This is a genomic window from Halobacillus sp. ABD4_316, assembly GCF_056161385.1.
On record NZ_JBSWZA010000002.1, the window covers coordinates 335,467 to 361,315 of the forward strand.

The window sequence follows — 25,849 nt, forward strand, 5'->3', positions numbered from 1 at the left end:
ATGCTTTTAGTGTTTCAGCGCCGAATCTTCTGTAAGAGTCTGAGAATTTCAATATAGAGCCACACAAGCGTCACAATCAGACCGAAGGCGCCGTACCATTCCATATGCTTAGGTGCCCCGCGTTCCACTCCCTGTTCGATAAAGTCAAAATCAAGGACGAGATTCAACGCAGCGATAGCGGTAATAAATAGACTGATGCCGATGCCGATGGGCCCGCTGGAATGGAGATAGGGCACTTCCATTCCGAAAAACTGCAGAATGAACTGCACAAGATAGACGAGGAATATTCCAAGCGTAGCGGAAACAACCATCAAACGGAAGTTCCTCGTTACCTTAATGATTCGGGTGGCATATAGAAAAAGCAGGGCAGCCATGACTGCCAGCGTTAAACTGACCGCTTGAATGACAATGCCTGAGTAAGCTCCCTCCGCATAAGCGGACAGCCCTCCGATCAGAAATCCTTCCAAAGCGGCATAAATGGGAGCTGTAACAGGAGCAGCTTTTGGAATAAAAGCGGTCACCAGGGCGAATACCAATCCTCCGAGCGCTCCGATCAACATCATCGTTGTTACGTCCGCTCCCTGGGCGTACTGATACCATGTATATCCGGCAGTTCCAAGCAGGAACAGGAATAAAACGGCTATTTTGGCGATCGTTCCGCCAAGAGTCATTGTTTTCCCCTGTTCACGGGATCGCTGGAACGCGTCTGTTTTTAATATCGGGTTGCTGGTTCTCAATAGAGAGCCTCCTTTATAAATCGTTCGATACCCCTGTACCCTGAGGGCGGGGGATGTATGTTAGTGTGCGTACCATTTATATAATTTTTTCGGACGGCCGATGCGTTGGTGGCTCACGACCTGTTTTACTTTTCCTTCTTCCAGCAGGTGCATTAAGTAACGATAGACCGTTGGATAGGCAAGACCGATTTCCTTAGAAATCACATCGACAGGGAAGGCTTCCCGGTTTTCCTGTAAGTATTGAGCGATGGAGTGGAGCGTACCTTTGCTGATTCCTTTGGCGGTAAAGACATCTTCCTCTTCTTCCTGGACATGTTTCATATTCGCAATCTGGGCATGGAGTTTGATTCGTGAAATGAGATCAGGAGCTTTCACAGGCTTTAATGCGAAATCCGTCGCCCCTTCTTCAAGGAAACGGTCGGCGACTTCCTGCCTTTCGTCGACGGTCAGGACAAGAATAGGCACGATCGAGTTATGCCGGCGGATTTCCTTGACTGTCTGTAAACCGTCCATCTCCGGCATATGGTAGTCTACGAGAATCACATCATAGTTTCCTTTCAGAAACAGATCTACGCCTTCACGGCCATTGGCGGCCGTATCGGACTCCCATTGGGCATGACGGCAGAATTCCGTAAGCATATATCTAAGAGATTCGTCATTATCCATGATTAATATTTTCATCTCGTACTCTCTCCTTCGGTAAGTGAATCCAGAACGTAGTTCCCAGGCCTTTCTTACTTTCAATCGTCATTTCAGCGCCATGCTCTTTCACGACGTTTTTCACAAATGTCAGGCCGACCCCCGGATGGGATTTCGTACTGTAGCCTGCATTCCATATTTTATTGATGTTCTCTTTACTGATGCCATGGCCGTTATCCTGGACACCGACGGATACGCCCTGCCCGCTCTCTTTCGTAGCAATCGTTACTTTGGCATCTGCTTTTCCTTCGACCGCATCTCCGGCATTATCAATTAAGTTGACAAGCGCTCTTGTCATACGGATTTTGTTGATATTGATTTCCAGTTCTTCGTCCGCAGCCAGGTCAAACGTGTACATCGTCTCTGATTCCGACAGTTTATTGGCCCTGACATATTCGATGAAAGTCTTTAATGAACACCAGTTCTTTTTTTCATGATAGAGGATTTCGGAAACCATATCACTGGTGGCTTGGATGGATGAGGATATTTTATTGGTGTACTGCAGGATTTCCCTGTCTTCTGTCTTCATCTGGATGAGGGAGTTGAGCCCTTCCATTAAAGAGAGTGGTGTTTTCAAATCATGCACGAGGTGCAGAGCTTCCCGTCCGGATCTGGATTCCACCATGTCGAGACGGGCAATATCGAGGTCCTGCCTCATGCGTGTTTTCTGTTCAGCCACAGTCAGGTAGACAGCAAGGACGGTGGCGTTACTGATAAAGAAGGCGAAGAAAAGGAAGCTGTAAAGGCTGATCGCCTGTTCAAAGCCGAGCAGTTCTGCCGTAGTTTTCACCAGCATGGAAAGCTCTCCGCCCCCGAATCCGAAGGCTGTCAGGTACGTGATCGTATCCAGCCACTGGAATCCGAATAAAAGCTGGGCGAGAATAAAGGCTTTGTAAATCGGGCGGAGCTGTCCTTTGCCTAACAGGTGAAGAACAGCTATGGATAATAAGAGAATGATGGCGGGTCCGCCAAAATGATAGTTGATCGAATTATACCCGTTGATGATGGCATAGACAAGGGGAATGATGGCGAACGGCACAGCAATCTTGAGCCAGGGTCGTTCCAGGCGTCTTCCTAATTCATCACCAAGAAGGAGGGCCCCGATATAATGGGGCAGCGCCCGGATGGTGTTCAGCATGACAAGGCCGAAGGCAGCGAGCATCAGGGTGCTTCCATCGGGATCGGTTTGGAGGGTTTCCATCCATTCATCAATGCCTGTCCGTTCAATACTCAGCCACAGCGGCATCGTAATACCGATTACGATACAGGCGATCTTGATCCATATGCTTTTTGAATAAAGCAGTTGTTTCCACATTTGATTCATCCTCACTGGAGCGCATCTTTTTATACATTCTAATATATCCATCAGTCATTTTCGATTGTTTTTTCCTGAGCTGATGGATTTTACCAGCAGTTCTTCCTATGAGGAGGACCTCAAAGGGTAGTATAATGAAAGCATTATGATTACGGACGAAAGGTGAACGAAACTATGATCGTCGTTATTGATAACTATGATTCTTTTACGTATAACTTAGTACAATATTTTCGGCAGATGGACACAGAAGTCATCGTCAGGAAAAATGATGCCGTATCGGTAGAGGAAATTTCCCTGCTTGCACCAAATCTGATTGTGCTGTCCCCGGGGCCTGGTAAACCATCAGAATCCGGTGTCTGTCTGGAGGTACTCCGGGCCTTTGAAGCCGACATCCCTATTCTTGGTATTTGTCTCGGCCACCAGCTGATTGTAGAAGCTTATGGAGGCTTGGTCCGTAAAGGGAGGCAGCCGATGCATGGAAAGGTAACAGCGATTACCCACGATGGGGCACACGTGTATGAAGGGCTTCCGGAAAAGGTACAGGTTACACGGTACCATTCCCTTGAGGCCGATAAGCGCCAGCTTCCGGAGCAGCTTGAGCTGACAGCTTCATCTGAAGATGGAAGTATTATGGGGGTCCGGCACAAAGACTATCCAGTGGAAGGGATCCAGTTCCACCCGGAATCGATTCTCACTGAACACGGCTTTACGATGCTGTGGAACAAGTATCAGCAGTCTCTGCACTATCAAGCAGGCAGGAAAGGGGCGGTTGTATGAATGAAGCGCCTTTCCTGCATTTTGAGTTTGTGAACGAGCACGGAAAAAAGGAGACCAGCCGATTTGAAAAACCGGTCGAAATCTTAACCACCGACGACCACAGGGAAGTGAAGGGGATTTTCGATCGGCTGGAGCATGTTCTTGATGAAGGGTATTATGCGGCGGGATTCGTCTCCTATGAGGCAGCACCGGCTTTTGATGAGGCGTTCACGGTTCATGATTCACCGGAATGGCCGCTCGTCTGGTTCGGTATCTTTGAGAAAGCGATGGACGCTCCTGAGCCTTCCTCGAACCTGCCTTTTCATGTGTCCCAGTGGAAAATGAAGGGCAGCTATGAGCACTACCAAAAAGGCATCGAGCAAGTAAAGAGGGGCATAGAAGAGGGGGACACGTACCAGGTCAATTATACGACAAGACTGGAAGCAGCGTTTTCGGGTGATGCTTATTCGTTGTATAAGCGCTTGATTAAAAATCAGAAGCCCGATTATGGCGCTTATATAAATATGGGAGGACATAGTCTTTTATCCGCCTCTCCTGAACTTTTTTTCCGGATGGACAACGACACGATTACCACAAAGCCGATGAAAGGGACGGCTGCGCGTGGAAGGTTTCACCGGGAAGATGAAGAGCAGTACAGACATCTTCAAGTTTCTGAAAAAGAAAAATCAGAAAACCTGATGATTGTCGACCTATTAAGGAATGATCTCGGCCGGCTTGCCATACCCGGGTCTATCCGTGTGCCGGCTCTGTTCGATATAGAAACCTATCCTACGGTCCATCAAATGACTTCCACCGTGAAAGGGGAGCTTCCTGCCTCCTTCACGATGTATCAGGTGTTTGAAGCGTTGTTTCCGTGTGGATCGATTACGGGGGCGCCTAAGGTGCGGACAATGGAATACATCCAAAAGCTCGAAGATTCTCCCCGTGACGTGTACTGCGGAGCGATCGGCTTTATCACTCCGCGGAGGGAAACTGTTTTTAACGTCCCGATCCGGACGATCATGATCAATCATGACAGCGGAAGGGCGGTTTACGGAACCGGGGGCGGGGTAACTTGGGATTCGACTTCAGAAGGGGAGTACCAGGAGGTCCTGACCAAAGCGCGTCTTCTCACAGAAAACCGCCCCGACTTTCATCTATTGGAAACGATGAGGCTGGAGGAGGGACACCTTCACCTGCTGGATTACCACCTGCAGAGGCTCGAGCGGTCGGCCCGGTATTTTCGTTTCTCTTTAAACCTATCCCGATTGAAGCAGCGGTTACTGGATGAAGCGGATCAGCGGCCGGAGGGTCTGTACAAAGTAAGACTGCTCACGGGTGAAAAGGGGCGGGAGGAAGTTCAGGTCACACCGATGGATCAGCCGGATTCCCTTGTCCAGACCGCTCTTGCCGACACCCCTGTGTCCGACCAGGATCCTTTTTTGTTTCATAAAACAACCCACAGGGAAGTGTATGAGAGACACAAGAAGCCCGGTAAAGCAGCTGTTCTGCTTTGGAACGAACGGGGGGAGCTGACAGAATTCACAATAGCGAACCTCGTCGTTAAATACCAGGGAGAGTACCTCACCCCACCAGTTACCAGTGGTCTTCTCGGAGGGACCTACCGGCAGTACCTGTTGGATGAATCACTGATAAAGGAGCAGATTCTCTACAAGGATCAGGTTGGAGAATTCGATGAAATCTGGATGGTGAACGCCCTGCGCGGATGGGTGAAGGTGGAGTTTTCATAAAGGAGTGATCCAGTGAAGCATATCGTGTTTTACGATGCGCAGTGTCCTTTCTGCTTCTATGTAAAAAAAGTATTGAGAAAGTTTGACTGGATGGAACAGATTAAATGGGTAGCTGTACAGGAAACAGAGAAATATGGGAAATACCCTTACTTAAAGGATCGAAACGTCTTAGATGAGATTCATATGCTGACAAAGCAGGGGGAAGTCACTCAGGGGTTTGAAACGATTCGGCGGCTGATGCTTGCCCTGCCATTTTTTGCAGCCCTTGGCGTCCTCTTATCCCTCCCTGGCGCCTCCCGGATCGGATCGCCATTATACCGTTGGTTTTCCGCCCACAGGCACCAGTGGTTCGGGAGATACGATCTTCCCAGATATGCATGAAAGCCTTCTGCACAGAAGGCTTTTTGACTGTAGAATAAGCCTGTGTTAACCAGTTAGAGTTGTCCATTTGTCGTGTGAAGGGTCACTTTCCGCTTATCGGTGGATGAATGCCGCGGGCACGCCCTCCGCTGACTTGGTCAGGAAGGTCGCCTGCCCAAGTGGGTCTTCGGCCCGTGCTGTTCCCGCAGGCATCACCACCGAACGCTCCTCGTGCCGACGTTAGAATATAGAGGAGAGAGACTGTGCCCTGCGCTATGGCCGCTTGCGTGGAAAACAAAAAGGGAAAGAACAGGCGCTGGTGCCGGCTGGCTGCCGGAATATGAAGAAGACTTTCCTCCATCCAGCAAGGATAAGCGGGGTGAAGGAGAGTCTTTTTCAATTTTAAAGAACTCTCAAGGAGCGGTGCCCCTTCCACTCCTGCGGAAGAACGAGTAGTCCGAGATCGCCGAGCGTGGGTTTTGCGAGGAAACTCGGGCGCTCGTCCGCGGAAAGGGAAGGGGCTTTCGCTCCTGGCAGCAAGAAAGAAAAAAGCTTATAAAGAAACAGAGGTTCCTCTACAAGCTGAAAGCCTTCTGTACAGAAGGCTTTATTTTTGGTTTTTCTTAAAAAGGCGGTAGGACCCAAAGGCAATGATGAGAAGGGCGATGATCAAGGATGTCCATTCCCCCTGAGAAACACCAATATAGAGCCCCCTGGTCAGGAAGAGAAGGCAGAGTACAAGAAAAACAATCAGAGTCGCTTTATTCATATGGATCCTCCATGGATAAACGTTTTCTTTCTCATCATACAAAAATTGAACAAAGAAGAATAGGCATAGTTATTCTTTCAAAAAATAGTTTATGGTATGGTTAGGACAAAAGAATACTTTAAACAGGGAGACGGTTGCAGATGAATAATGAGCTGTCCTACATAAAAGAGAAGATTTTATCCAGCAGGGAGACGCTGGGTGAGCAAGTCAAGGCGATGAAGAAAAAAGAATATGGGGTACAAGCCCTCATGACTGCTGACTGGGAGCAGTTGTTCATTTATATTGCCCAGAGCCTGGAAGAAGAGACGTTGGAAATTCATGAAAAAGTGAAGAACTGGTCGGAGAAAGAAGTGGAAAGCAAAATCAACCAGGGCGGGGAGTTATCCCAGTCGCTGCGAGCTGTACATTTCGTCCGTCGGGTCCTTTGGGATCACTTTCAGGAAGAGGTGGAACAGGACGTTTTTTCTTCTTCTGCGATTATAAAAGTAAGTAAAACGATCAGTTCCATCCTGGATGAAGTTACCCGTCATTTCAGCGAATGTTATTCAAGGAGCATCCAGCAGGAGGCAGAACGGAAAGAAACCAGACTCGCTGAATTGTCTGTGCCGGTTGTTTCCATCGTTGAAGGAGTGGCGGTTCTTCCTCTTATTGGAGAGGTCGATCCCCCAAGGGCAAGAATGGTGATGGATACGTCTCTGCGCCGGAGTATGGAACTGGATCTTGATGAGCTGTTCATCGATGTATCCGGGGTTCCGATCATAGATACGTATGTAGCCAATTACATTTATCAAATCTTTCATGCCTTGGAGCTTGTCGGTGTGAAAACGACATTGACAGGACTGAGACCGGAAATGGCCAAAACAATGGTGGACCTTGGGGTCAACTTTAAACGGATCCATACGAAAGGCGGCCTTGAACAGGCGCTTAGTGATCTGGGAATCCAGCGCCCTTCCAAATCGCTTGAAACGTAAAAAAACCTGTAGAAGGAGCCCTTCTACAGGTTTTTTTACAATTAGGAATGGGAAGGTTCAGCAACTTTTACGAGCTGTTTCCCGAGGTTGGTCCCTTCAAACAGTCCAAAGAAAGCGTCCGGGACGTTTTCGAAACCTTCGATGATTGTTTCTTCATATGTCAGCCGGCCTTCCTGAAGTTTCTGGGACAAGTATTGGAAGCCTTCACTGAAACGATCCTGATAATCGCCTACAGTGAACCCTTTAATAAGGGCGCTTGATTTAATAAGGTGGGACTGCATGCGAGGTCCCTGAGCGTTCGGTGTATTGTATGTGGAAATTGCTCCACACTGGGAAATCCGCGCAAATTTATTCAGGCGTGGATAAACCGCATCGGAGATCTCACCACCGACGTTATCGAAATAAATATCAATGCCGTTGGGGCAGGCTTCATCAAGACGGGAAGGAACGTCATCCGTTTTATAGTTGATGACTTCATCGACACCCAGCTCATCTTTTAAATACGCAAGTTTTTCATCAGAGCCGGCGATACCAACGACGTGGCAGCCTTCAATTTTACCGATTTGAACGACAGCTGAGCCAACAGCCCCGGCCGCACCGGAAACGACCAGTGTCTCGCCTTGTTTCGGCTGACCAATGGCCATCAATCCGAAATACGCGGTTAATCCCGGCATACCAAGGACACCGAGGGATGTGGTTACAGGTCCCAGACTTGGGTCGATTTTTCTCAGGGTATTTGGATCAGCCGTTGTGAACTCCTGCCACGGAAGCATGCCGGTTACGATATCTCCCGACGCAAGGGCATCTGATTTTGATTCCACAACTTCAGCGACAACGCCGCCTTCCATCGGTTCATTTAATTGGAAAGGGGCTACGTAAGACTTTGCATCACTCATACGTCCACGCATGTAAGGATCTACAGATACGTAAAGAAGTTTCACAAGGACCTCTCCCTGCTTTGGTTCAGGTGTTTCTGTTTCAGCGATGTTGATATGCTCATGGGTAGGCGCGCCTACGGGTCTTTCTACCAGCTGGATTTCTCGATTACTCATTTAATCATCCTCCTTTGTTTCTATTTTATCGTAACGCTTTTTAAACCCTGCTGAAAAGTAATAGGGCCTGCGTAATGAACATTCATTCAATGGAAGGGGATACATGTATGATGCCTGCAGAAGAAGGTGCCATCAAACGAATCGAAGGTGAAAAGTATATCACCATTGAAGATACAGGGAGATTGTCTGCAGCGGACATCTGCTCATTGGCAGATGTTCTTGAACAGGATGCTTCCCCGGGGCAGATCATTACGCTTATGCTGGAAAATTGTCCTGAAGCAGAAGTGTACCTGCTGAACAACGGCTTTACCAGGCACAACACGACCGTTTTTTACCGGACCCCTTTAAAGTCTCTGCCTTCTGTTTCCTCTTCATACACATGGAAGACAGTCTCAGAGATAGGGGAACCTTTATTTAAGAAAGTCTGGGAGCAGTCGATGAACGATTCTCCAAACGGAAAGTCGACGCTGACGATGGATGATCATATGGAAAGCGTCAAACAGGAATTAGGAAAAGGATACGAATCCTCCTGTCTGACCGTTTTTGAGAAGAGGCGGCCGATTGGGATTGTTATGCCTCATATTGAACCAGGAACAGAGAATGAGGGGCGGGTGTTTTATTTCGGACTGGTGCCTGAAGAGCGTGGAAGGGGAAAGGGGACGGCGTTGTTTTTTGGTACTCTCCGCAGGCTGAAGCATGACTTCGGTGCTTCCTCCCATGTAGGTTCGACAAATATCCGGAACAAAGCGATGCTGAGGCTGTTCGAAAAAGCGGGTGGTGTCCAAGAGAGAGTCACGACAGCTTTCTGGAAACAAAAGTGAATGGACATCCGAGGATTGAAAAAAGGCTGCCGGGAATATTCCCGGCAGCTGGTTGAGAGCCCTTTTACTTCTTCACTTCTGCTTCTTTCAACTGCTGATACTCTTCATCCGTGAAGGCGCGGGACCTCGTAAGAAATCTTTTCCCTTCGACTCCTTCGAGAGAAAACATGCCTCCCCGTCCGTCCACAACATCTATGATCAGCTGGGTATGCTTCCAGTAATCAAACTGCCGCTTATTCATATAGAAGGGGGTGTCCCCGATTTCCCCGAGCCGGACATCCTGACTGCCAATCATCAGATCGCCTTCTTCGTAACACATCGGCGAGCTGCCGTCGCAGCATCCGCCTGATTGGTGAAAAAGGAGGGGGCCGTGCTTATTCTTCAGACGGTCGATGAGATCCAGGGCAGCATCGGTTGCTTTTACACGTTCCACCATCTTAAAGAGGTCTCCTTTCTTTTAGGAAGCTGAGGGGGATCAAAAGAACCCAAGCTTTTTCGGACTGTAGCTGACAAGCATATTTTTCGTCTGCTGATAGTGATCGAGCATCATTTTATGATTCTCACGGCCGACGCCGGACATTTTGTATCCACCGAAGGCTGCATGAGCAGGATAGGCATGGTAGCAGTTTGTCCACACACGTCCGGCTTCAATGCCGCGGCCGAAACGGTAGGCGGTATTCATATCCCGCGTCCATACACCAGCTCCGAGACCGTAAAGGGTATCATTGGCGATTTTCATAGCTTCGTCATGGTCTTTGAATGTGGTCACAGACAAGACGGGTCCGAAGATTTCCTCTTGGAAAATACGCATGCTGTTGTTCCCTTTAAAAACTGTAGGCTGGACATAATAGCCGTCCTTAAAGTCGCCGTCCAGCTGATTGCGTGCTCCACCGGTCAGGCACTCGGCACCTTCATCCTTACCGATTTCCAAATAGGACAGGATTTTTTCCAGCTGTTCAGAAGAAGCCTGGGCACCCATCATCACTTCAGGGTCCAATGGGTTTCCGGTTTTGATTTCTTTCACCCGCTTTATCGCACGCTCCATGAATTCATCATAGATGGACTCCTGGATAAGGGCACGGGATGGACACGTGCAGACTTCACCCTGGTTCAAGGCGAACATGACCATGCCTTCGATCGTTTTATCAAGGAAATCGTCATCTTCGCGCATGACATCTTCAAAGATTATGTTTGGTGATTTACCACCAAGTTCAAGCGTGACAGGAATGATATTTTGAGAAGCGTACTGCATAATCATACGGCCTGTCGTCGTTTCTCCAGTGAAGGCCACCTTGTTGATGCGGGGACTCTGCGCCAGAGGCTTACCAGCTTCCAGACCGAAGCCGTTCACGATATTCAAGACGCCTGCAGGAAGAAGGTCCTGCACCATTTCCATGAAATAAAGGATGGATGCGGGTGTCTGCTCGGCCGGCTTCAGAACGACCGTATTTCCTGCAGCCAGAGCAGGGGCGATTTTCCAAACACCCATTAAAAGCGGGAAGTTCCAAGGGATGATCTGACCGACAACGCCCAGTGGTTCTTTAAAATGGTAGGCGACCGTATCCTGATCGATTTCCCCGATGCTTCCTTCCTCTGATCGAATGACAGAAGCGAAATATCGGAAGTGGTCTACAGCAAGAGGGATGTCTGCATTCAAGGTTTCGCGTACGGCTTTTCCGTTTTCCCATGTTTCAGCGATGGCAAGCTTTTCAGCGTTTTCCTCCATCCGGTCTGCAATCCGGTTGAGAATCAGCGATCGTTCCGTGACGGATGTTGTGCCCCAGGAATCTTTTGCTTTATGAGCCGCATCCAAAGCCAGTTCAATATCCTCTTCTGTGGATCGTGCGACCTGACAGAAGGTTCTGCCGGTTACAGGAGTCACATTTTCAAAGTACTGCCCCTTAACGGGTGCTGTCCATTCCCCGCCAATGAAATTATCATAGCGCTCCTTAAACTGAACGTCCGACCCTTCTGTGTTTGGAAAAGCATATACCATAGATCCATCCTCCTATTAAAGTAATTTTGCAAGCGTTTACATCATCCTTCATTTTGAAACTACCATTAAGATGGAAAATTGTCAATTTACAGAAAACAAAACTGAAAAACAGCGCTCGATGCTTTGGACATTCTTGTTATAATAAGAGTATCTAGTGAAAAAGGAGCTTATGTATGACGACCAACCGAGTACTGCTTGTCGATGGCATGGCACTATTATTCCGCGCTTTTTACGCCACGGCTATGAGTAATTATTATATGATCAACAGCAAAGGCACACCGACGAATGCTGTCTATGGGATGATGAAGCATTTATTCACCGCTTTGGACACCTATCAGCCTACCCACGTCATCTGCTGCTGGGATATGGGAAGTAAAACCTTCCGGAATGATTTATATCCGGATTATAAAGCGAATCGGGGGGAGCCGCCTGTTGAGCTGATTCCCCAATTTGAACTGGCTAAAGAAACCGTCGCCGCCTTGGATATACCGAATGTTGGGCGGATCGGGTATGAAGCGGATGACTGTATGGGGACGCTCAGCCGGGTGTATAGTGAGGATTCCCAGGTTTTCCTGCTGACAGGAGATCAGGATCTCCTCCAGCTTTTGAAACCGAATGTGAATGTCGTCCTATTGAAGAAGGGATATGGAAACTATGCCGAGTATCATGAAGACAGCTTTTATGAGGAAAAAGGCATCACACCTTCTCAGATGATTGATTTGAAGGCCTTAATGGGGGATACGAGTGATAACTATCCAGGGGTGAAAGGGATTGGTGAAAAAACAGCCCTGAAACTTCTTCTGAAGTATGGAACTATTGAAGGCATCCTTGAAAATATCGAGGAACTGACGAAAGGGCAGCGCTCGAAAATAGAAGAGAACCTGGAGATGCTTCATTTATCAAGGAAGCTTGCTGCGATTCATTGTGAAGCGGAGGTCGACTGTTCTCTTGATGAGGCGCTGTTTTACATCGATGAGGAGAAAATGCGAGCCAAATTCGATGAGCTGGAATTTAAGAACTGGAAGAAAAACATTACCGGGATGTAAAAAGGAAAAGGCGGAAGCGGATGCTTTCTCCTCAGGCTGTAGAAGAATCCGGGTTATCCAGGCAGAGTTCTCCGCATGTCGTGTTGAGGGGACACGTTCCGCTTATCGGTGGATGCTTGCCGCGGGCACGGCCTCAGCTAAATTGGTCAAGAAAACCATTTGACCAATTGGATCTTCGGCTCGCGCTGTTCCCGCAGGCCTCACCACCGAACGCTCCTCGTGCCGACGTTAGAATATAGAGGAGAGAGTGTGTGCCCTGAGCAGATTCGCAGATTCAAAAGAACGACATGGGCTGCGCTGGTGCGCACTTGCGTGGAAAAGAAAAAGAACAGGCGCTGATGACGGCTGCCTGAATATAAAAAAGACTCTCCTCCATCCAGCAAAGGTGAGCTGGGAGAAGGAGAGTCTTTGTCGATGTTAAAGAACTCTCAAGGAGCGGTGCCCCTTCCACTCCTGCGGAAGAACGAGTGGTCCTAGATCGCCGAGCGTGGGTTCTGCGAGGAAGCTCGGGCGCTCGTCCGCGGAAAGGGAAGGGGCTTTCGCTCCTGGCGGTAAGAAAGAAAAAAGCTCGTAAAGAAACAGGGGTTTCTCTACAAGCTGAGGAGGAAGCGGATGCTTTCTCCTTTTTTTATAGTAAATCTTTTTTTTGGGTTTCTCTGTAGTGGTTGGCTTCTTTGTAGTACATGGCGGCTTTTTTGTACATGCGTTTTTCGTAATAGAGGTTGCCGAGCATTTCTACAAATTCTTTATAGTCTTTGTATTCATTCAACCGCCGGAAGTCAGGAATAATTGTATGCTCGAGCTTTTCCATGAAGGAATCTTCGAGTGTTGTTTCACTCACCATGTTCCTTAAGATATAAAACTTATGTTTGTATTTCAGGAGATTTTCCTTTTCCGACTCAGCCTCTCCATCCGCAATGTACTTCCAGCACTGGGGTAAATCATTACTATAGTAGCTGGTCAAAGCAAGCAGGTAGATCGTACTGGATCTGAACATGGTTTCCTTCGTATCGATTTCATAGGCTTGGTGCAGGTAGTGATAGGCATCAGAGTATCTTTCCTGATTAATATAGTTGATCCCCAGGTTGTGATAAATCCTTCTTTTTTCAGTAACAGGCAGCTGATATTTAGCGACCTTCAGCACTTTTAAGAGGAACCTTTCAGCAATTTGATGCACGCCGAGGGCGTTGTAATTAATCGCAATAATAATATAGTTATCAACCATGCGTTGATAATAAAGTGTAGCCTCATAGATCTCTAAGGCCTGGTAGGCATAGTAGGTGGATTCAACAAACGACCGGATTTTTGAATACGCTAAAGCTAAATGGAAATAAACCTCCCCGTCGTGGATGGGAAGTCTATTCATGAGGTGTTCGGCTTCCATAAAGTGCTTCAGGGCCTTCTTCAATTCCGCTGATAACAAGTAATGAACACCGACGGTTTTATGGAAAAAAAAACGATATTCTGGATTTGCACCGTCATAAATATTCGAAAGTTCCTTCATGACGTCATCCGTAAGGGTTTTTCCGATTTTAGTCATTTGATGGCGGGTGTGAACAATTTTATATAAGTTGGTCAATTCAATATTCTGGTTATCATCTAATTGATGGGTACACTCTTCATAGAGTTCTTCCATAAGGGAGAAATCCCTCATCTGGGCAGCCTCGTGCCAGGCATGCAGATTGTTGTATATTGCCTCGTCGAACTCTTCGTTAATATCAATCAGTTTAATTTTTAAGCGCTCGCCGAGCAGGCGGTAAATCTCTTCACTGGCATTGATTGTATCGTGCTCGATCTTACTCAAATAAGAGACCGAGCAGATTCCTGATGCAAGTTCTTCCAAGGTCATATTTTTAAATTTCCGATGTTGTTTGATTAATGAGCCTTTCATAATTCACTACTCCTTTAACGCATCAGTTGTTAACATTATAGCAGAGAATTATATTTTTCAATACTTTTGTCCTATGAAGTGACTTTGTGCCTATGCCTATTGCTTATGTATAAAAAAACCAGGCGCGCGGCCTGGTTTTTTTTGATTATAATGTTTTTAATGCCTCTTCAATCTGCTGGTTACCGGAAATCATTTCAAATGTCTTGTGATAGCAGTTCTGTTCTTGAAGGCAGGCAATCATTGTTTTCGCAACATCTTCTCTGGAAATCGTTCCAGCGTCTACTTTTTCACCGACCTGGATTTTGCTCGTGCCGGATTCATTGGTCAGACCGCCGGGACGGACGATGGTATAGTCAAGCTCCGTGGATGCAAGATAATCATCCGCTTCGCCCTTCATTTTCATGTAATGCTTCAGTTCCTCAGGCCCGCGTTCCGGTTCACCTGCGGCCATACTGCTCAGCATAATGAATTTCTTAATGCCGAGGTTTTCGGTTGCTTTGACGAGGTTGATCGCGCCATCACGGTCAACAGCTTCTGTCTGGTCAGCACCGGTACTGGATCCTGAACCGGCTGCGAAAATAACCGCATCCATTCCTTTAACCGCATACCCTACATCACTCTTGGTTACATCGGCAAGGACTGGTGTTCCACCAAGCTTCTCGACCGCTGCTTTTTGTTCTTCTTTACGAATCAGGCCGTAAGGCTCATGGCCGTCAGCTTTTAAATATTCTACTAATAGACGTCCGGTATGTCCGTTTGCTCCTGCTACAAGTACTTTCATGTCGTATACAGCTCCTTCTAGAATGTCTTCTGCTAATTGTTTAGCCTTTTCTCATCTTTCTCAAACATTCGAATTGGAAGGGAAGCAGAGTTCCTGATAATTGCACCGTGAACAGATGGAAGGATTGCTCTGCATCGGAAACTGCTGAAGGGGGAGGGGCTCATTTTTATCCGGATCGGCCAGGTACAGCTTCATCTGCTCCATACTGATTTGATAGAGGTGCTGGACATTGATCAGATCCTGATCGTCCAACTGGTGCTCCACATGTGTTCCATCAAGGAGATATTCGTTTCGGATAATGATGTCGTCCAAAGATGGAATTTCGTACTTTTGAAGCAGGTACAGGGCATAAAGAGAAAGCTGACTGCGGTCTTCTTCGGAGGACTTTCCCGTTTTCCAGTCTACGATGATCCATTTATTTCTTGTGACATCTTTGTAGACAAGGTCCATCACAACAAAAATCTTCACGCCGTCCGCTTTCATGAAACGAAAGGTTTCCGAATCGATGAATTCCATTGCTTCTTTATTCTGAACATCCTTGAATGTCCGGCTGTTAAAAAAGTGTTTCACTACATGCTTCAGCCTTCCTGTAATTTTCTCCACCTTGGCTGCCGGCAGGGTATTGGACTGGCTGTAGTATATTTCATGAAGCATGGTGTAGTGTTTCGGTCTGTTCATCCACAAGTGTTCTTTTTTTGTGGATTCAACGAAACCACGGTTCAGATGGTGGCGGATGTCATCCAAAAGATGATTCTCGCCCGGCAGGGGCTCATCCCTGCGCACTTTTTGCAGGGTTTGATAAATCAAATCGTGGACAATGCTTCCGAACAGCATTTCCAGATTGGTGATCTTCTTTAAACGATACGCCTGTCGGGCCAGCGAATCAGCCTGACGCAGCCATCCATTATGGGAAACATAGTAATCATAGGCGTATTTCCTGGAACAGGTCAGCATGGTCTTATGCCGCGAAAGAGACCAGGACAACTCGGGATATGGTTTGATTTCAAACATAGAAAAACATCCTTTTTTCACACATTCAGCTATATGGATTCATAAGGTTCATGATTCACGTATTGATAGGTTTCCAACGACACTTTATTATGAAGCACCAAAACGCCTTCATCCTCTAAAAGATTCCGCTGGACAGCCGCTTTTTCTTCATCCTGAAAAGCGATCCGCCCCTGGGCATTCACTACACGGTGCCATGGGAGCTGGTAGGTGGAGCTCATACTGTGAAGGATACGGGAAACCTGTCGGGCTGCGCGTGGGTTACCGGCCGTACGAGCTACCTGTCCATAGGTCATAATGTGTCCTTCGGGGATCTGCTTAATGATGGTTATGGTCCTTTCGGTGAACGGTTTCATCTTTACGTCTCCTTTGCCTTTATTCTACAGGATAGGGAAGGGGACTGAATAGCTTTGGACCTTTTGTTTTTGTTACAATTTATGAACAGAGAAGAAAGAGGAGGTTCATGATGGGACAAATACCAAGAGTCTTGAGTATCGCTGGTTCAGCCTCACAGGGAAGTGCAGGCATTCAGGCGGACTTGAAGACATTTCAAGAATTTGATGTTTACGGAATGAGCGCTGTAACAGCTCTTGTTGCAAATAATAGAAAAACAGAGCAGGGGATTTTTACACAGCCGCTTGTGTCTATCGAAGCTCAAATATACGCATCACTTGAGCATGTAGGCGTGGATGCATTAAAAACAGGGATGCTGTTTACGGAAGAAATCATTAAGCGGACGGCTGAAATCATTGAGGAGTCCCAGGTGGAGAATGTAGTGGTGGACCCTGTTATGGTCGGGAAAATGGGTTCACAGCTGCTGAAGGATGAGGCTGTTGAGACACTTATGAACGAACTGCTGCCATTAGCGAAAATCATCACGCCCAATCTTCAGGAAGCGGCCCATATGCTTGGTGTTCCGGTTCCGGAAACCCCGGAAGATATGAAGGCAGCGGCGCGTGATCTGTATCACCTTGGTCCAGAGTATGTATTGATTAAAGGGGGAGCGTTGAAGGATTATCCAGCCGTTGACATGCTCTATGATGGAAGCGGAATGATGGAACTGGAATCGGAACGTGTCCAGACAATCCATACAAGTGGAGCGGGTTGTACGTATTCTGCAGCCATCACCGCTGAACTGGCTAAAGGGAACAGTGTGGAGGACTCTGTCCGGCGGGCTAAGTCTTTCGTTACGACAGCCATTCAGCATGCGTTATCCTTTGACCGCGGCATCGGTTCCACTTATCATGCTGCCCACCGGCTTAAAGGATAAGCCCGGACCTGATGGAGTACGGAATGATAAAAGGCTTGTCCCCAAGCAGAGGACAAGCCTTTTTGTTTAACCGTGAATACGGTCGTATTTATCGATCTGCTTTTTCTGAACAGCATCCCAGCGGTTTTCCGGGTGCTCTTTACATTCAGCTGTGCAGGCTGCGTGATGCTCTTCTTCACAAGCTTCGCAGCAGACATACTGGCGGTTGCAGACGGGATTGCTGCAGTTGATCATGCGGTCTTCCGCTTTTCCACAGTGCTCACATTCAGCGATGACCTTTTCTTCTACGTGGTTGACGGGAATAGAGATACGCTCATCAAAGACGTACATCTTTCCATCAAACAACTCACCTTTCACTTCCGGGTCCTTGCTGTACGTGGTGATTCCACCTTCAAGCTGGTACACATCCTCAACACCGTTTTTCTTAAGAATGCCGGTCAGCTTTTCACAGCGGATGCCTCCCGTGCAGTAAGTCAGGACTTTCTTGCCCTTCCACTGGTCTGCATTTTCAGCAATCCATTCAGGGAATTCGCGGGAGTGGTTGACGTCCGGCTGAATAGCGTTACGGAAATGGCCGATCCGGTATTCATATTCGTTTCTGCCGTCAATGACGATCGTATCTTCATCTTTCAACATTTCGTTGAATTCCTTCGGCTTCAGGTGCTTACCTCCGAAGGTTTTAGGATCGATATCATCTTCTTCGAGGCTCCAGTTGACAAGTTCGGGCTTCACACGGCAGTGCATTTTCTTAAATGCGTGGCCTTCATGCTCATCCATTTTGAAGTGGATGTCTGCGAAGCGCTCATCGGAGCGGACGTAGTTCATATATTCCTCGACCTGTTCTACTGTACCTGAGACGGTTCCATTGATTCCTTCATGAGAAACAATGATTCGTCCTTTCAGCCCGAGATCCTTACAGAATTTCAGGTGGTTTTGGCAATACTCTTCGTAATCAGGAAGGTCAACATACTTATAATACAGCAGAACTCGATAATCTTTTGAGCTCATAAGTGATTCCTCCTATTGTTCTATCTATATCAGTTTGGGTTAATTAAAATTTTTCCATTCTCCATCATATTCGATTCTGCGGTAAAATTCAAATGTCAGTTTTTTGAACGTTTGGAACTTCCGTCTTTCTTGTATAAAGCGCCAGTGTCAGAATGGACAGAGCCATAAGAACAATCAATATGCCGAATGGAAGGGAGAAGTCAGACACCGTGTACGGCTGCTGCCTGAAATCCAGGAGAATCCCCGCAAGGACAGACCCGGACGCACTGCCGATAAACTGGATCTGTTGTTTAAGCCCGATTCCGGCCCCGATCTGTTCATTAGGCAGGATATGGGATACCTCGTTTGTTGAGCTAGACGACAAGCTGGAGAATCCAAAGCTTGTAAACATATACCCGACCATAATGAGATAGGGGCTGAGCCCGGAGAACATGTAAAAGATAAAGGCGGCGATCATTAATAACACCTGTGACAATAATAGGATTCTGATGTTTCCGTAGCTGTCAATGAGACGGCCGATATACACCGCAGCCACAGCTGAAAGCATGGCTCCCGGGAAAATAATCAGGCCGATGGCTGCCGCTCCTTTTCCATACACCTGTTCAAGCATAATCGGCATCAGGAATAGAACAGCAAAGTGAAGCGTGAAACCGAGAAAACTCATATATAAGATCTTCCGGTACTGAGCATTCTTTAAAATCTCAGGTTGAATGAACGGTACATCTGTATGATTGATTCTTCTCCATAATAACAGGGCGGCCAGAATGCCCCCGGCTAAATACCACGGCGTAAAGGTGGAAAAGTATAAAAGGAAAAAGGTAGCCGTACCTCCAGACCATACAGCGCCCCACACATCAAAGCTTCCACGTTTCGTTGTTTCAGCCGGCATGACCCTGTAAAGGAGAGGAACGATGAATAGAACCATAACGGTGACAACAAATAAGAAATTCCAATCGACGTAGTCCGTAATAAACCCGCCGGCAACAGGCCCGAGACCAAAACCGAGGGAAGAGGAGGAAGCGATTAATGCATAAGCACTTCCCCGGCGTGCCGGCGGAATATACCTTCCGGCGAATACCATGGACAAGCCTGGGATAGCAGCGGCCCCTGACGCCTGTAAAAGACGGGCGGTGAGCAGCCATAGGTAGGAATCTGCAAAGAATCCCAGAATGGAAGATAAACTGAAAATGGTGATCCCGATCGTCAACAGATGACGGATAGGGATATAATCCGTTAACCGCGTGTAGGTGATCGTAAAGACAGCCAGGACAATGGAATAACCGGAAACAATCCAGGCACCTTCGGAAGGTTCGAGTGAAAACTCCCGCAGAATGCTCGGGAGTGCTATGTTAAACATCGTTGTATTCATGACAACAATGAGAACAGCAGCACTTAATATAAACACGGTTTTAAAATATTTCATAGATGGTTCTGGTGATGGTGACAACCTCATCACTCCCTTCCTTTTGGTTCTGTAATGCCGGGCCATAAGAAAAGCTTCCGCTTCCCCAACGGGAAACGAAAGCTGCGCCTGTTAGATAACCTTGGCACCAAGCACGGTTTCAAAATGGGCCAGTGCCCATGCATGACCACTTTCATTGAAGCTGGCGGTCCCTTCCTTATAAATCGTAAGGGAATATCCGAGATTGTAAGCGTCCACTGCTGTATGAAGCACACAGATGTCTGTACATACCCCTGTAAGATGAAGGTCAGTAACGCCTCGTTCGCGTAATTTCAGATCGAGGTTGGTTCCGGCGAAAGCACTGTAACGGGTCTTATCGATGTATAGGACCGAAGAGCGGTCGGCATAGACGGAATAGACCTCCCCGGTTTTCCCATACAGATGTCTGCCCTCTGATCCTCTTATATTGTGAGGGGGGAACAGCTTCGTTTCCGGATGATAAGGATCGTCTTGCTCATGAACATCGACCCCGTAAACAAGCATCTGCCCCTGCTCAACAAAATCCCTGCTCAACTTGGTAAGGAATGGGTCGAGCGCCTGAGCTGCTTTTCCACAGGTCAACGCCCCCTCATCCGCCACAAAATCGTTCGTGTAATCAATGACTAGTAGTGCACGGTTCATCGAATCCCTCCCGGAATGTCTTTACACCTATATTAACAGATAAAATCTGTTAGTGGCTGGATGCGTGATTGAAAACGGGTTTACGTTTGTGAAGGACCAAAAACAGCATGCCACCGGAAAGAAGAAGCAATCCACTGGTCACGAAAAAGACCATCGAAAATCCATATGCACCTGCAACCATACCGCCCATGGCGGGGCCGATGATGTTTCCTAGGAAACGGAGACTGGTGTTGTAGCCAAGGACTTCTCCCTGCATAGCTACAGGGGCTTGCTGTCTAATGTAAGCAGTTCGAACAGGAATAATGCCTCCGATGGAAACACCGAGAAGGAACCTTAATAGAACAAGCTCCCATATGTTCGTAACGAAAGCGGCCGGCAGGTATACGACACCTGCCATAACCAGAAGGAAGATGAGAATCTTTATATAACCGATCCGGTCTGCGATTTTTCCCCATTTTCTAGCCATCATTAAATTACCCAGTCCGGCAGCGGAAAATGCAATTCCGGAAAACAAGGCGAGGTTTTCCGGGCCGTGGAGTTCCCCGACAAACAAGGAAAGGATCGGTTGAATACTGAAGTGGGCAATCTGGACAAATAAGGACACCACCATAACCATTAGTAATAGTGGGTGGTGAACAATATGGCTGAGCACTTCTCTCGTGTTATAGCTGGTTTTCTCATCGGCGCTTTCCTTTTTCACTTTCTGCTCACGTACCCCGAAATAGACGATGATGGCTGAAAGGGCTACGGTAAAGGAAACGTATTGGAATGTAGCGGCGTAACCAATGGCATCGGCAATCCATCCCCCGAGCAGCGGTCCGAGGAGGCTGCCGGTAATACTCCCGGTCTGAAGCGTTCCCAGTACACGTCCGGCTGTCTCCTTAGGTGTCTGCGTAGAGATAAGGGCCTGGGACATGGGAATAAACCCGGTGAATACGCCCATAAATAAACGCAGGAAAAAGAGCTGCCAAACGGATGTGGCATGCCCCATAAAGAAGACCGATAAGCCTAGTCCGAGCGCAGACATGACGAGAATTTTCTTCCGTCCATATCGGTCTCCAACCTTCCCCCATATCGGTGAAAATATAAAAGCAGTGACAAATGTGACGCCGAATACCCATCCGGACCATGTCTGAACGTAGGCATCTGAGAAATTTCCGAATGTTTCAATGTACAACGACAAAAAAGGAAGAACCATCGTGATGCTTCCTGCAATAAAGAAATTTGCAAACCACATCACCCACACATTTTTCCGGGCTTCTGCTGTGCTGGTCTGCATGCTTATCCCTTCTTCCTATTTATTTCGACACCCTAAATATATACCATAACAGATAGGGATGAAAAAACAATCTGCTCATATAATAACGATGTTTTGGGCTTTTTTCGTTTTTCTTCATGAAGGAAAGAAAGTCCATTTATAAATGATTAATGTTAACGGTTGCATAACTTGTATATACAAATTATAATAAAGTCATATCATGTATATACAAGTTTATTTTGATGGTTGTTGAAAGCGTTTAAGAATAGCGCTTGGATACCCGTAGATGAACCTCGTTGTTTGGGAAGAAAAAATAACATCTGGAGGTAAGGATATGAATCACAAAAAACAGGCCGAAGAAATTTTAGAAGCCATTGGTGGAAAGGAAAACCTGTCGGCTGCCACGCACTGTGTCACTCGGCTGCGGCTGGCCCTGCATGATGAGGGGATTGTCGATCAGGAGAAACTGAATCAGATTGAAGCCGTCAAAGGTTCTTTTTCTACGAATGGCCAGTTCCAGGTTGTCGTAGGCCAGGGAACAGTTGATAAAGTGTATAAGGAATTTGTAGCACTGGCCGGTATTGGTGAGTCTACAAAAGAAGAAGTGAAACAAGCGTCAAGTGAAAAAATGAATCCGCTCCAACGAGCCATAAAAACATTGGCTGATATTTTCATTCCGATTCTGCCGGCCATCGTAACCGCTGGTCTGCTTTTGGGTATCAACAATCTGCTTACAGCACCCGATATTTTCTTTGATAATCAGTCTTTGATTGATGTGTATCCTCAGTGGTCTGATATTGCGAACATGATTATTATTATCGCCAATACGGCATTCGTGTTCCTGCCTGGATTGATCGGGTGGTCCGCTGTCAAGAAATTTGGAGGCAGTCCGATTTTAGGGATTGTTATTGGACTCGTTCTCGTTCACCCGGACTTATTGAATGCTTGGTCCTATGGGGAAGCTGTTTCCGAAGGCTCCGTTCCTACGTGGAATTTATTTGGTATGACGGTCGAGAAAATCGGCTATCAGGGTCAGGTGCTTCCAGTCCTGGCTGCAGCTTATCTGCTTACGAAGATTGAATTGTTCCTGCGCAAGCGGATTCCGGACAGCATACAACTGCTTTTCGTTGGGCCGATTGCTTTACTTGTCACAGGCTTTTTGACCTTCATTATCATTGGGCCGATTACATTTGCGATTGGAAACGGGATTACAGATGGACTTGTAGCTGTATTTGATACGTTCTCCTGGCTTGGCGGGCTGATTTACGGCGGCTTGTACGGCGTGCTCGTCATAACAGGGATGCACCATACGTTCCTGGCTGTAGATATCCAGCTTGTCGGTTCTACAGGCACGACATTCCTATGGCCGATGCTTGCCTTGTCTAACATTGCCCAGGGATCAGCGGCGTTTGCGATCTGGCTTGCATCGAAGGATGAAAAACTGAAGGGGCTTGGTGTATCGTCAGGAGTTTCCGCATGGCTTGGGGTTACAGAGCCTGCCTTATTCGGTGTGAACCTGCGCTTCAAATATCCATTCATTATAGCGGTCAGTTCATCCGCCATTGCCGGACTGTATATCTCAGCTCAAGGGGTGCTGGCTAATTCGATTGGAGTCGGCGGTGTGCCGGGCATTTTCTCCATCGTCAGCGATTATTGGCTGGATTTCATGATAGGGATGGCTATCGTCATCGTGCTCCCTCTAGTAGGAACGTATCTCTATGCAAAACGTAAAAAAGACGTATAAAACTATGAAATGGTGGTGAGGTCATGAATGAACAGCCCTGGTGGAAAAAAGCGGTTGTCTATCAGATCTATCCGAAAAGCTTTAACGATACAACGGGCAATGGAGTCGGAGATATCCAGGGGATCATTGAGAAACTGGATTATCTGAATGAACTTGGAGTGGATGTTCTCTGGCTGACTCCGATGTATAAATCCCCTCAGAATGATAATGGGTATGACATCAGTGATTATTACGATATTCATGATGAATACGGAACAATGGAAGACTTTGAACGACTGCTTCATGAAACGCACAAACGCGACATGAAGCTGATCATGGATATTGTTGTGAACCATACGTCGACCGAACATCAATGGTTTCAGGAAGCTCTTCAGTCCAAGGAAAGTCCGTACAGGGATTATTACATTTGGAAGGACCCTGTAAACGGTGGTGCGCCTTCCAATTGGAAATCCAAGTTTGGGGGGAGTGCCTGGGCCTATGATGAAACGTCCGGTCAATATTACCTTCACCTTTTCGATATTACTCAGGCAGATCTGAATTGGGAAAATGAACAGGTGCGCGGGGATATTTATGAAATGATGCGGTTCTGGGGAGAGAAAGGTGTCGACGGTTTCCGCCTGGATGTCATTAACTTGATATCCAAGGACCAGGAATTTCCTGATGATGATGGCTCTAAAGCTCCGGGGGACGGCCGTAAATTTTACACGGATGGTCCAAGGGTCCATGAATTCATGCAGGAAATGAACCGGGAAGTTTTCCAGCCTTATGATTTGATGACGGTTGGGGAAATGTCATCAACTACGATTGACCACTGCATCAAATATACGGCTCCTGAACGCAAGGAGCTCAGCATGACCTTTAACTTCCATCACTTGAAGGTGGACTATCCGGGTGGAGAGAAATGGACCGTAGCCGACTTTGATTTTCATGAACTGAAAGCCATCTTATCGAAATGGCAGAAGGAAATGAATGAAGGCGGCGGGTGGAACGCTCTATTCTGGTGCAACCACGACCAGCCGCGCGTCCTCTCAAGATTTGGAGATGACGTGAACTATCCGGAGGAATCCGGGAAAATGCTTGCGACTGTCATTCATATGATGCAGGGCACGCCTTATATTTATCAGGGAGAAGAGTTTGGAATGACCAATCCTAAATTCAACCATATCGATCAATACAGGGATGTGGAATCCCTGAACATGTATGAAGAATTTAAAGGAAAAGGGTTCGATGAAGATCAGATCCTTGCTGTTCTAAAGCAGAAATCGAGAGATAATTCACGGACACCTGTCCAGTGGAATGATAACTCGAATGCCGGGTTTACAGATGGAACGCCGTGGATTGAGCCTGCAGATAACTACAAAACCATCAATGCTGAAAAGGTCATGAATAAGGAAAACTCCATTTTTCATCATTACCGCAGGCTGATTCAGTTGAGGAAGTCCCACGATATCATTACGTTCGGGAATTACCAGCTTCTTACGCCGGAACATCCACAGGTGTTCGCTTATCTTCGGGAGTGGAATGGAGAAAAGCTGCTGGTTATCAATAACTTTTACGGAGAAGCTGCGACGTTCCAGCTGCCATCATCCATAGACAGTCAGGAAGAGATGGACGTGTTGATCAGCAACTATGAGGACGCACCATCAATCAGAAAAGAAATCTCTCTCCGCCCTTATGAATCTGTGGTTTATCATCTCCCAGGCAGGTAAAATGGAAGAGGGGGATAAACCTTGAAGAACAAATACGTAGTCATCTTTAATCAACTCGTGAAAAAGATACAGCAGGGGGTCTTTTCTGCCGGTGAGACACTTCCATCTGAACATGAGCTGACTGCTCAGTTTGATACATCCCGGGAAACGATCAGAAAAGCGCTGAATTTGCTTGCTCAAAATGGATATATCCAAAAAGTGCGTGGGAAGGGATCGGTCGTTCTGGAACGGAACAAATTCAAATTCCCTGTTTCGGGTCTGACCAGCTTTAAAGAGCTGGCTGACCAGATGGGACAGGAAGTGAAAACGTCGGTGCATGAATTGGCGATCGTCACACAGGCCTCCCACATCCGAAGGCAGCTGGGATGTCCGGAAGATGCGAAACTTTGGAAGCTGATCCGCTCAAGAGAAATTGATGGAGAACGGATCATTCTTGATAAAGACTATATCCGTGAAGATTTGATCCCGGATATTACGAAGGAAACAGCGGAGCAGTCTCTCTATCACTATATAGAAGAAGAGCTGGGACTTGAAATCAGTTTTGCCAAAAAGGAAATCGTCGTCGAAGATATCACGGATGAAGACAGGGAACTGCTGGACTTGAATGGTCATCAGCAGGTGGTCGTTATTCGAAGTTATGTCTACCTTGCCGATACGACAGCCTTTCAATTTACAGAATCCAGACACCGTCCTGACAAGTTTCAATTTGTGGACTTCGCCAGGCGCACGAAAGCTTGAACAAAGGAGGGCCGTAATGGTTCTCCTTTGTTTTTTATAGTGAAAAAGGTAAAATAGGTGTAGCTAAAGAAATGAAAGAGGTGGAA

25 protein-coding genes are annotated in these 25,849 nt (G+C 47.1%); 10 read left to right on the plus strand and 15 right to left on the minus strand.

Going from position 1 to position 25,849, the window contains the following annotated elements; all coding sequences use genetic code 11:
- Positions 1-14: 14 nt before the first annotated feature.
- Genes ACXAJH_RS08760 through ACXAJH_RS08770 form a run of 3 tightly spaced genes read right to left on the minus strand, consistent with a single transcriptional unit; the run spans position 15 to position 2,751 of the window.
- Entirely contained in the window at positions 15-737 is a 723-nt protein-coding gene (locus tag ACXAJH_RS08760) for a Bax inhibitor-1/YccA family protein (protein WP_474970788.1), read from the minus strand.
- 60 nt (positions 738-797) lie between these two features.
- Positions 798-1,418, minus strand: coding sequence for a response regulator (locus ACXAJH_RS08765; RefSeq protein WP_474969895.1), 621 nt, complete (start codon positions 1,416-1,418; stop codon positions 798-800).
- Complete coding sequence (locus tag ACXAJH_RS08770; RefSeq protein WP_474969894.1) at positions 1,396-2,751, minus strand: sensor histidine kinase; 1,356 nt, start codon at positions 2,749-2,751, stop codon at positions 1,396-1,398. Before ACXAJH_RS08770 ends, ACXAJH_RS08765 begins: the two co-directional genes overlap by 23 nt.
- A 174-nt stretch (positions 2,752-2,925) precedes the next feature.
- Between ACXAJH_RS08770 and ACXAJH_RS08775 the strand changes: the two genes are divergently transcribed.
- From ACXAJH_RS08775 to ACXAJH_RS08785, 3 genes are read left to right on the plus strand one after another with little or no spacing between them, the layout of a single operon-like run.
- Complete coding sequence (locus ACXAJH_RS08775) at positions 2,926-3,528, plus strand: anthranilate synthase component II (protein ID WP_474969893.1); 603 nt, start codon at positions 2,926-2,928, stop codon at positions 3,526-3,528.
- Positions 3,525-5,258 carry an aminodeoxychorismate synthase component I gene (pabB, locus tag ACXAJH_RS08780; RefSeq protein WP_474993671.1) on the plus strand — a complete coding sequence of 578 codons (1,734 nt, stop codon included), beginning with the start codon at positions 3,525-3,527 and terminating at the stop codon, positions 5,256-5,258. Before ACXAJH_RS08775 ends, pabB begins: the two co-directional genes overlap by 4 nt.
- Before the next feature lie 12 nt (positions 5,259-5,270).
- Complete coding sequence (locus tag ACXAJH_RS08785; protein ID WP_474969891.1) at positions 5,271-5,639, plus strand: thiol-disulfide oxidoreductase DCC family protein; 369 nt, start codon at positions 5,271-5,273, stop codon at positions 5,637-5,639.
- A 586-nt stretch (positions 5,640-6,225) separates the two neighbouring features.
- On the opposite strand, the gene ACXAJH_RS08790 is transcribed toward ACXAJH_RS08785, so the two are convergent.
- A complete protein-coding gene (locus ACXAJH_RS08790; protein WP_474969890.1) occupies positions 6,226-6,387 on the minus strand; it encodes a hypothetical protein in 162 nt (53 codons plus the stop codon).
- Positions 6,388-6,527: 140 nt separating this feature from the next.
- On the opposite strand from ACXAJH_RS08790, the gene ACXAJH_RS08795 reads away from it, so the two are divergent.
- On the plus strand, positions 6,528-7,358 hold the full coding sequence (locus ACXAJH_RS08795; protein WP_474969889.1) for an STAS domain-containing protein: 831 nt from the start codon (positions 6,528-6,530) through the stop codon (positions 7,356-7,358).
- 41 nt (positions 7,359-7,399) lie between these two features.
- Here ACXAJH_RS08795 and ACXAJH_RS08800 read toward each other — a convergent pair whose 3' ends face one another.
- Entirely contained in the window at positions 7,400-8,410 is a 1,011-nt protein-coding gene (locus ACXAJH_RS08800) for an NADP-dependent oxidoreductase (protein ID WP_474993673.1), read from the minus strand.
- A 107-nt stretch (positions 8,411-8,517) separates the two neighbouring features.
- Between ACXAJH_RS08800 and ACXAJH_RS08805 the strand changes: the two genes are divergently transcribed.
- A complete protein-coding gene (locus ACXAJH_RS08805) occupies positions 8,518-9,231 on the plus strand; it encodes a GNAT family N-acetyltransferase (protein WP_474993675.1) in 714 nt (237 codons plus the stop codon).
- A 64-nt stretch (positions 9,232-9,295) separates the two neighbouring features.
- Here the strand turns inward: ACXAJH_RS08805 and ACXAJH_RS08810 are convergent, their stop codons facing one another.
- Entirely contained in the window at positions 9,296-9,667 is a 372-nt protein-coding gene (locus tag ACXAJH_RS08810; RefSeq protein ID WP_281658864.1) for a DUF779 domain-containing protein, read from the minus strand.
- 39 nt (positions 9,668-9,706) lie between these two features.
- On the minus strand, positions 9,707-11,227 hold the full coding sequence (adh, locus tag ACXAJH_RS08815) for an aldehyde dehydrogenase (RefSeq protein ID WP_474993677.1): 1,521 nt from the start codon (positions 11,225-11,227) through the stop codon (positions 9,707-9,709).
- A gap of 173 nt (positions 11,228-11,400) precedes the next feature.
- Between adh and ACXAJH_RS08820 the strand changes: the two genes are divergently transcribed.
- The gene (locus ACXAJH_RS08820; protein WP_474993679.1) at positions 11,401-12,273 is read left to right on the plus strand and encodes a 5'-3' exonuclease; all 873 of its coding nucleotides are present in this window, start codon (positions 11,401-11,403) and stop codon (positions 12,271-12,273) included.
- 628 nt (positions 12,274-12,901) lie between these two features.
- Here ACXAJH_RS08820 and ACXAJH_RS08825 read toward each other — a convergent pair.
- The 4 genes from ACXAJH_RS08825 to ACXAJH_RS08840 all read right to left on the minus strand — a co-directional run bounded on the left by ACXAJH_RS08825 (position 12,902) and on the right by ACXAJH_RS08840 (position 16,309).
- Entirely contained in the window at positions 12,902-14,164 is a 1,263-nt protein-coding gene (locus ACXAJH_RS08825) for a helix-turn-helix domain-containing protein (RefSeq protein WP_474969884.1), read from the minus strand.
- Between the two features lie 145 nt (positions 14,165-14,309).
- Positions 14,310-14,945, minus strand: a complete 636-nt coding sequence (locus ACXAJH_RS08830) for an SDR family oxidoreductase (RefSeq protein ID WP_474969883.1) — start codon at positions 14,943-14,945, stop codon at positions 14,310-14,312.
- Between the two features lie 60 nt (positions 14,946-15,005).
- The gene (locus ACXAJH_RS08835) at positions 15,006-15,956 is read right to left on the minus strand and encodes a PD-(D/E)XK nuclease family protein (RefSeq protein WP_474993681.1); all 951 of its coding nucleotides are present in this window, start codon (positions 15,954-15,956) and stop codon (positions 15,006-15,008) included.
- A 29-nt stretch (positions 15,957-15,985) separates the two neighbouring features.
- The gene (locus ACXAJH_RS08840) at positions 15,986-16,309 is read right to left on the minus strand and encodes an MGMT family protein (protein WP_474993683.1); all 324 of its coding nucleotides are present in this window, start codon (positions 16,307-16,309) and stop codon (positions 15,986-15,988) included.
- Positions 16,310-16,419: 110 nt separating this feature from the next.
- On the opposite strand from ACXAJH_RS08840, the gene thiD reads away from it, so the two are divergent.
- Positions 16,420-17,223, plus strand: coding sequence for a bifunctional hydroxymethylpyrimidine kinase/phosphomethylpyrimidine kinase (thiD, locus tag ACXAJH_RS08845; protein ID WP_027956670.1), 804 nt, complete (start codon positions 16,420-16,422; stop codon positions 17,221-17,223).
- 66 nt (positions 17,224-17,289) lie between these two features.
- On the opposite strand, the gene trhO is transcribed toward thiD, so the two are convergent.
- From trhO to ACXAJH_RS08865, 4 genes are all read right to left on the minus strand, one after another.
- A complete protein-coding gene (gene trhO / locus ACXAJH_RS08850) occupies positions 17,290-18,231 on the minus strand; it encodes an oxygen-dependent tRNA uridine(34) hydroxylase TrhO (RefSeq protein WP_474969880.1) in 942 nt (313 codons plus the stop codon).
- An 88-nt stretch (positions 18,232-18,319) separates the two neighbouring features.
- Positions 18,320-19,678, minus strand: a complete 1,359-nt coding sequence (locus ACXAJH_RS08855) for an MFS transporter (protein ID WP_474993684.1) — start codon at positions 19,676-19,678, stop codon at positions 18,320-18,322.
- A gap of 87 nt (positions 19,679-19,765) precedes the next feature.
- The gene (locus ACXAJH_RS08860; protein ID WP_474993686.1) at positions 19,766-20,314 is read right to left on the minus strand and encodes a cysteine hydrolase family protein; all 549 of its coding nucleotides are present in this window, start codon (positions 20,312-20,314) and stop codon (positions 19,766-19,768) included.
- Positions 20,315-20,363: 49 nt separating this feature from the next.
- Positions 20,364-21,593: an MFS transporter gene (locus tag ACXAJH_RS08865; protein WP_474969877.1), complete on the minus strand. Its 1,230-nt coding sequence runs from the start codon at positions 21,591-21,593 to the stop codon at positions 20,364-20,366.
- 313 nt (positions 21,594-21,906) lie between these two features.
- Between ACXAJH_RS08865 and treP the strand changes: the two genes are divergently transcribed.
- Genes treP through treR form a run of 3 tightly spaced genes read left to right on the plus strand, consistent with a single transcriptional unit; the run spans position 21,907 to position 25,763 of the window.
- Positions 21,907-23,316 carry a PTS system trehalose-specific EIIBC component gene (treP, locus tag ACXAJH_RS08870; protein WP_474969876.1) on the plus strand — a complete coding sequence of 470 codons (1,410 nt, stop codon included), beginning with the start codon at positions 21,907-21,909 and terminating at the stop codon, positions 23,314-23,316.
- 23 nt (positions 23,317-23,339) lie between these two features.
- The gene (treC, locus tag ACXAJH_RS08875) at positions 23,340-25,025 is read left to right on the plus strand and encodes an alpha,alpha-phosphotrehalase (protein ID WP_474993688.1); all 1,686 of its coding nucleotides are present in this window, start codon (positions 23,340-23,342) and stop codon (positions 25,023-25,025) included.
- A 21-nt stretch (positions 25,026-25,046) separates the two neighbouring features.
- The gene (gene treR / locus ACXAJH_RS08880; RefSeq protein ID WP_474969874.1) at positions 25,047-25,763 is read left to right on the plus strand and encodes a trehalose operon repressor; all 717 of its coding nucleotides are present in this window, start codon (positions 25,047-25,049) and stop codon (positions 25,761-25,763) included.
- Positions 25,764-25,849: the final 86 nt, after the last annotated feature.

Excerpts from the sequence above, each read along its gene's own strand:
- treP (WP_474969876.1), top strand. The coding sequence starts at position 21,907 with ATGAATCACAAAAAACAGGCCGAAGAAATTTTAGAAGCCATTGGTGGA.
- ACXAJH_RS08795 (WP_474969889.1), top strand. The coding sequence starts at position 6,528 with ATGAATAATGAGCTGTCCTACATAAAAGAGAAGATTTTATCCAGCAGG.
- ACXAJH_RS08825 (WP_474969884.1), bottom strand. The coding sequence starts at position 14,164 with ATGAAAGGCTCATTAATCAAACAACATCGGAAATTTAAAAATATGACC.
- pabB (WP_474993671.1), top strand. The coding sequence starts at position 3,525 with ATGAATGAAGCGCCTTTCCTGCATTTTGAGTTTGTGAACGAGCACGGA.
- ACXAJH_RS08800 (WP_474993673.1), bottom strand. The coding sequence starts at position 8,410 with ATGAGTAATCGAGAAATCCAGCTGGTAGAAAGACCCGTAGGCGCGCCT.
- ACXAJH_RS08775 (WP_474969893.1), top strand. The coding sequence starts at position 2,926 with ATGATCGTCGTTATTGATAACTATGATTCTTTTACGTATAACTTAGTA.
- trhO (WP_474969880.1), bottom strand. The coding sequence starts at position 18,231 with ATGAGCTCAAAAGATTATCGAGTTCTGCTGTATTATAAGTATGTTGAC.
- ACXAJH_RS08820 (WP_474993679.1), top strand. The coding sequence starts at position 11,401 with ATGACGACCAACCGAGTACTGCTTGTCGATGGCATGGCACTATTATTC.
- ACXAJH_RS08765 (WP_474969895.1), bottom strand. The coding sequence starts at position 1,418 with ATGAAAATATTAATCATGGATAATGACGAATCTCTTAGATATATGCTT.
- thiD (WP_027956670.1), top strand. The coding sequence starts at position 16,420 with ATGGGACAAATACCAAGAGTCTTGAGTATCGCTGGTTCAGCCTCACAG.
- ACXAJH_RS08840 (WP_474993683.1), bottom strand. The coding sequence starts at position 16,309 with ATGAAACCGTTCACCGAAAGGACCATAACCATCATTAAGCAGATCCCC.
- ACXAJH_RS08810 (WP_281658864.1), bottom strand. The coding sequence starts at position 9,667 with ATGGTGGAACGTGTAAAAGCAACCGATGCTGCCCTGGATCTCATCGAC.
- ACXAJH_RS08770 (WP_474969894.1), bottom strand. The coding sequence starts at position 2,751 with ATGTGGAAACAACTGCTTTATTCAAAAAGCATATGGATCAAGATCGCC.
- ACXAJH_RS08865 (WP_474969877.1), bottom strand. The coding sequence starts at position 21,593 with ATGCAGACCAGCACAGCAGAAGCCCGGAAAAATGTGTGGGTGATGTGG.
- ACXAJH_RS08790 (WP_474969890.1), bottom strand. The coding sequence starts at position 6,387 with ATGAATAAAGCGACTCTGATTGTTTTTCTTGTACTCTGCCTTCTCTTC.
- ACXAJH_RS08860 (WP_474993686.1), bottom strand. The coding sequence starts at position 20,314 with ATGAACCGTGCACTACTAGTCATTGATTACACGAACGATTTTGTGGCG.
- ACXAJH_RS08830 (WP_474969883.1), bottom strand. The coding sequence starts at position 14,945 with ATGAAAGTACTTGTAGCAGGAGCAAACGGACATACCGGACGTCTATTA.
- ACXAJH_RS08805 (WP_474993675.1), top strand. The coding sequence starts at position 8,518 with ATGATGCCTGCAGAAGAAGGTGCCATCAAACGAATCGAAGGTGAAAAG.
- ACXAJH_RS08835 (WP_474993681.1), bottom strand. The coding sequence starts at position 15,956 with ATGTTTGAAATCAAACCATATCCCGAGTTGTCCTGGTCTCTTTCGCGG.
- treC (WP_474993688.1), top strand. The coding sequence starts at position 23,340 with ATGAATGAACAGCCCTGGTGGAAAAAAGCGGTTGTCTATCAGATCTAT.
- adh (WP_474993677.1), bottom strand. The coding sequence starts at position 11,227 with ATGGTATATGCTTTTCCAAACACAGAAGGGTCGGACGTTCAGTTTAAG.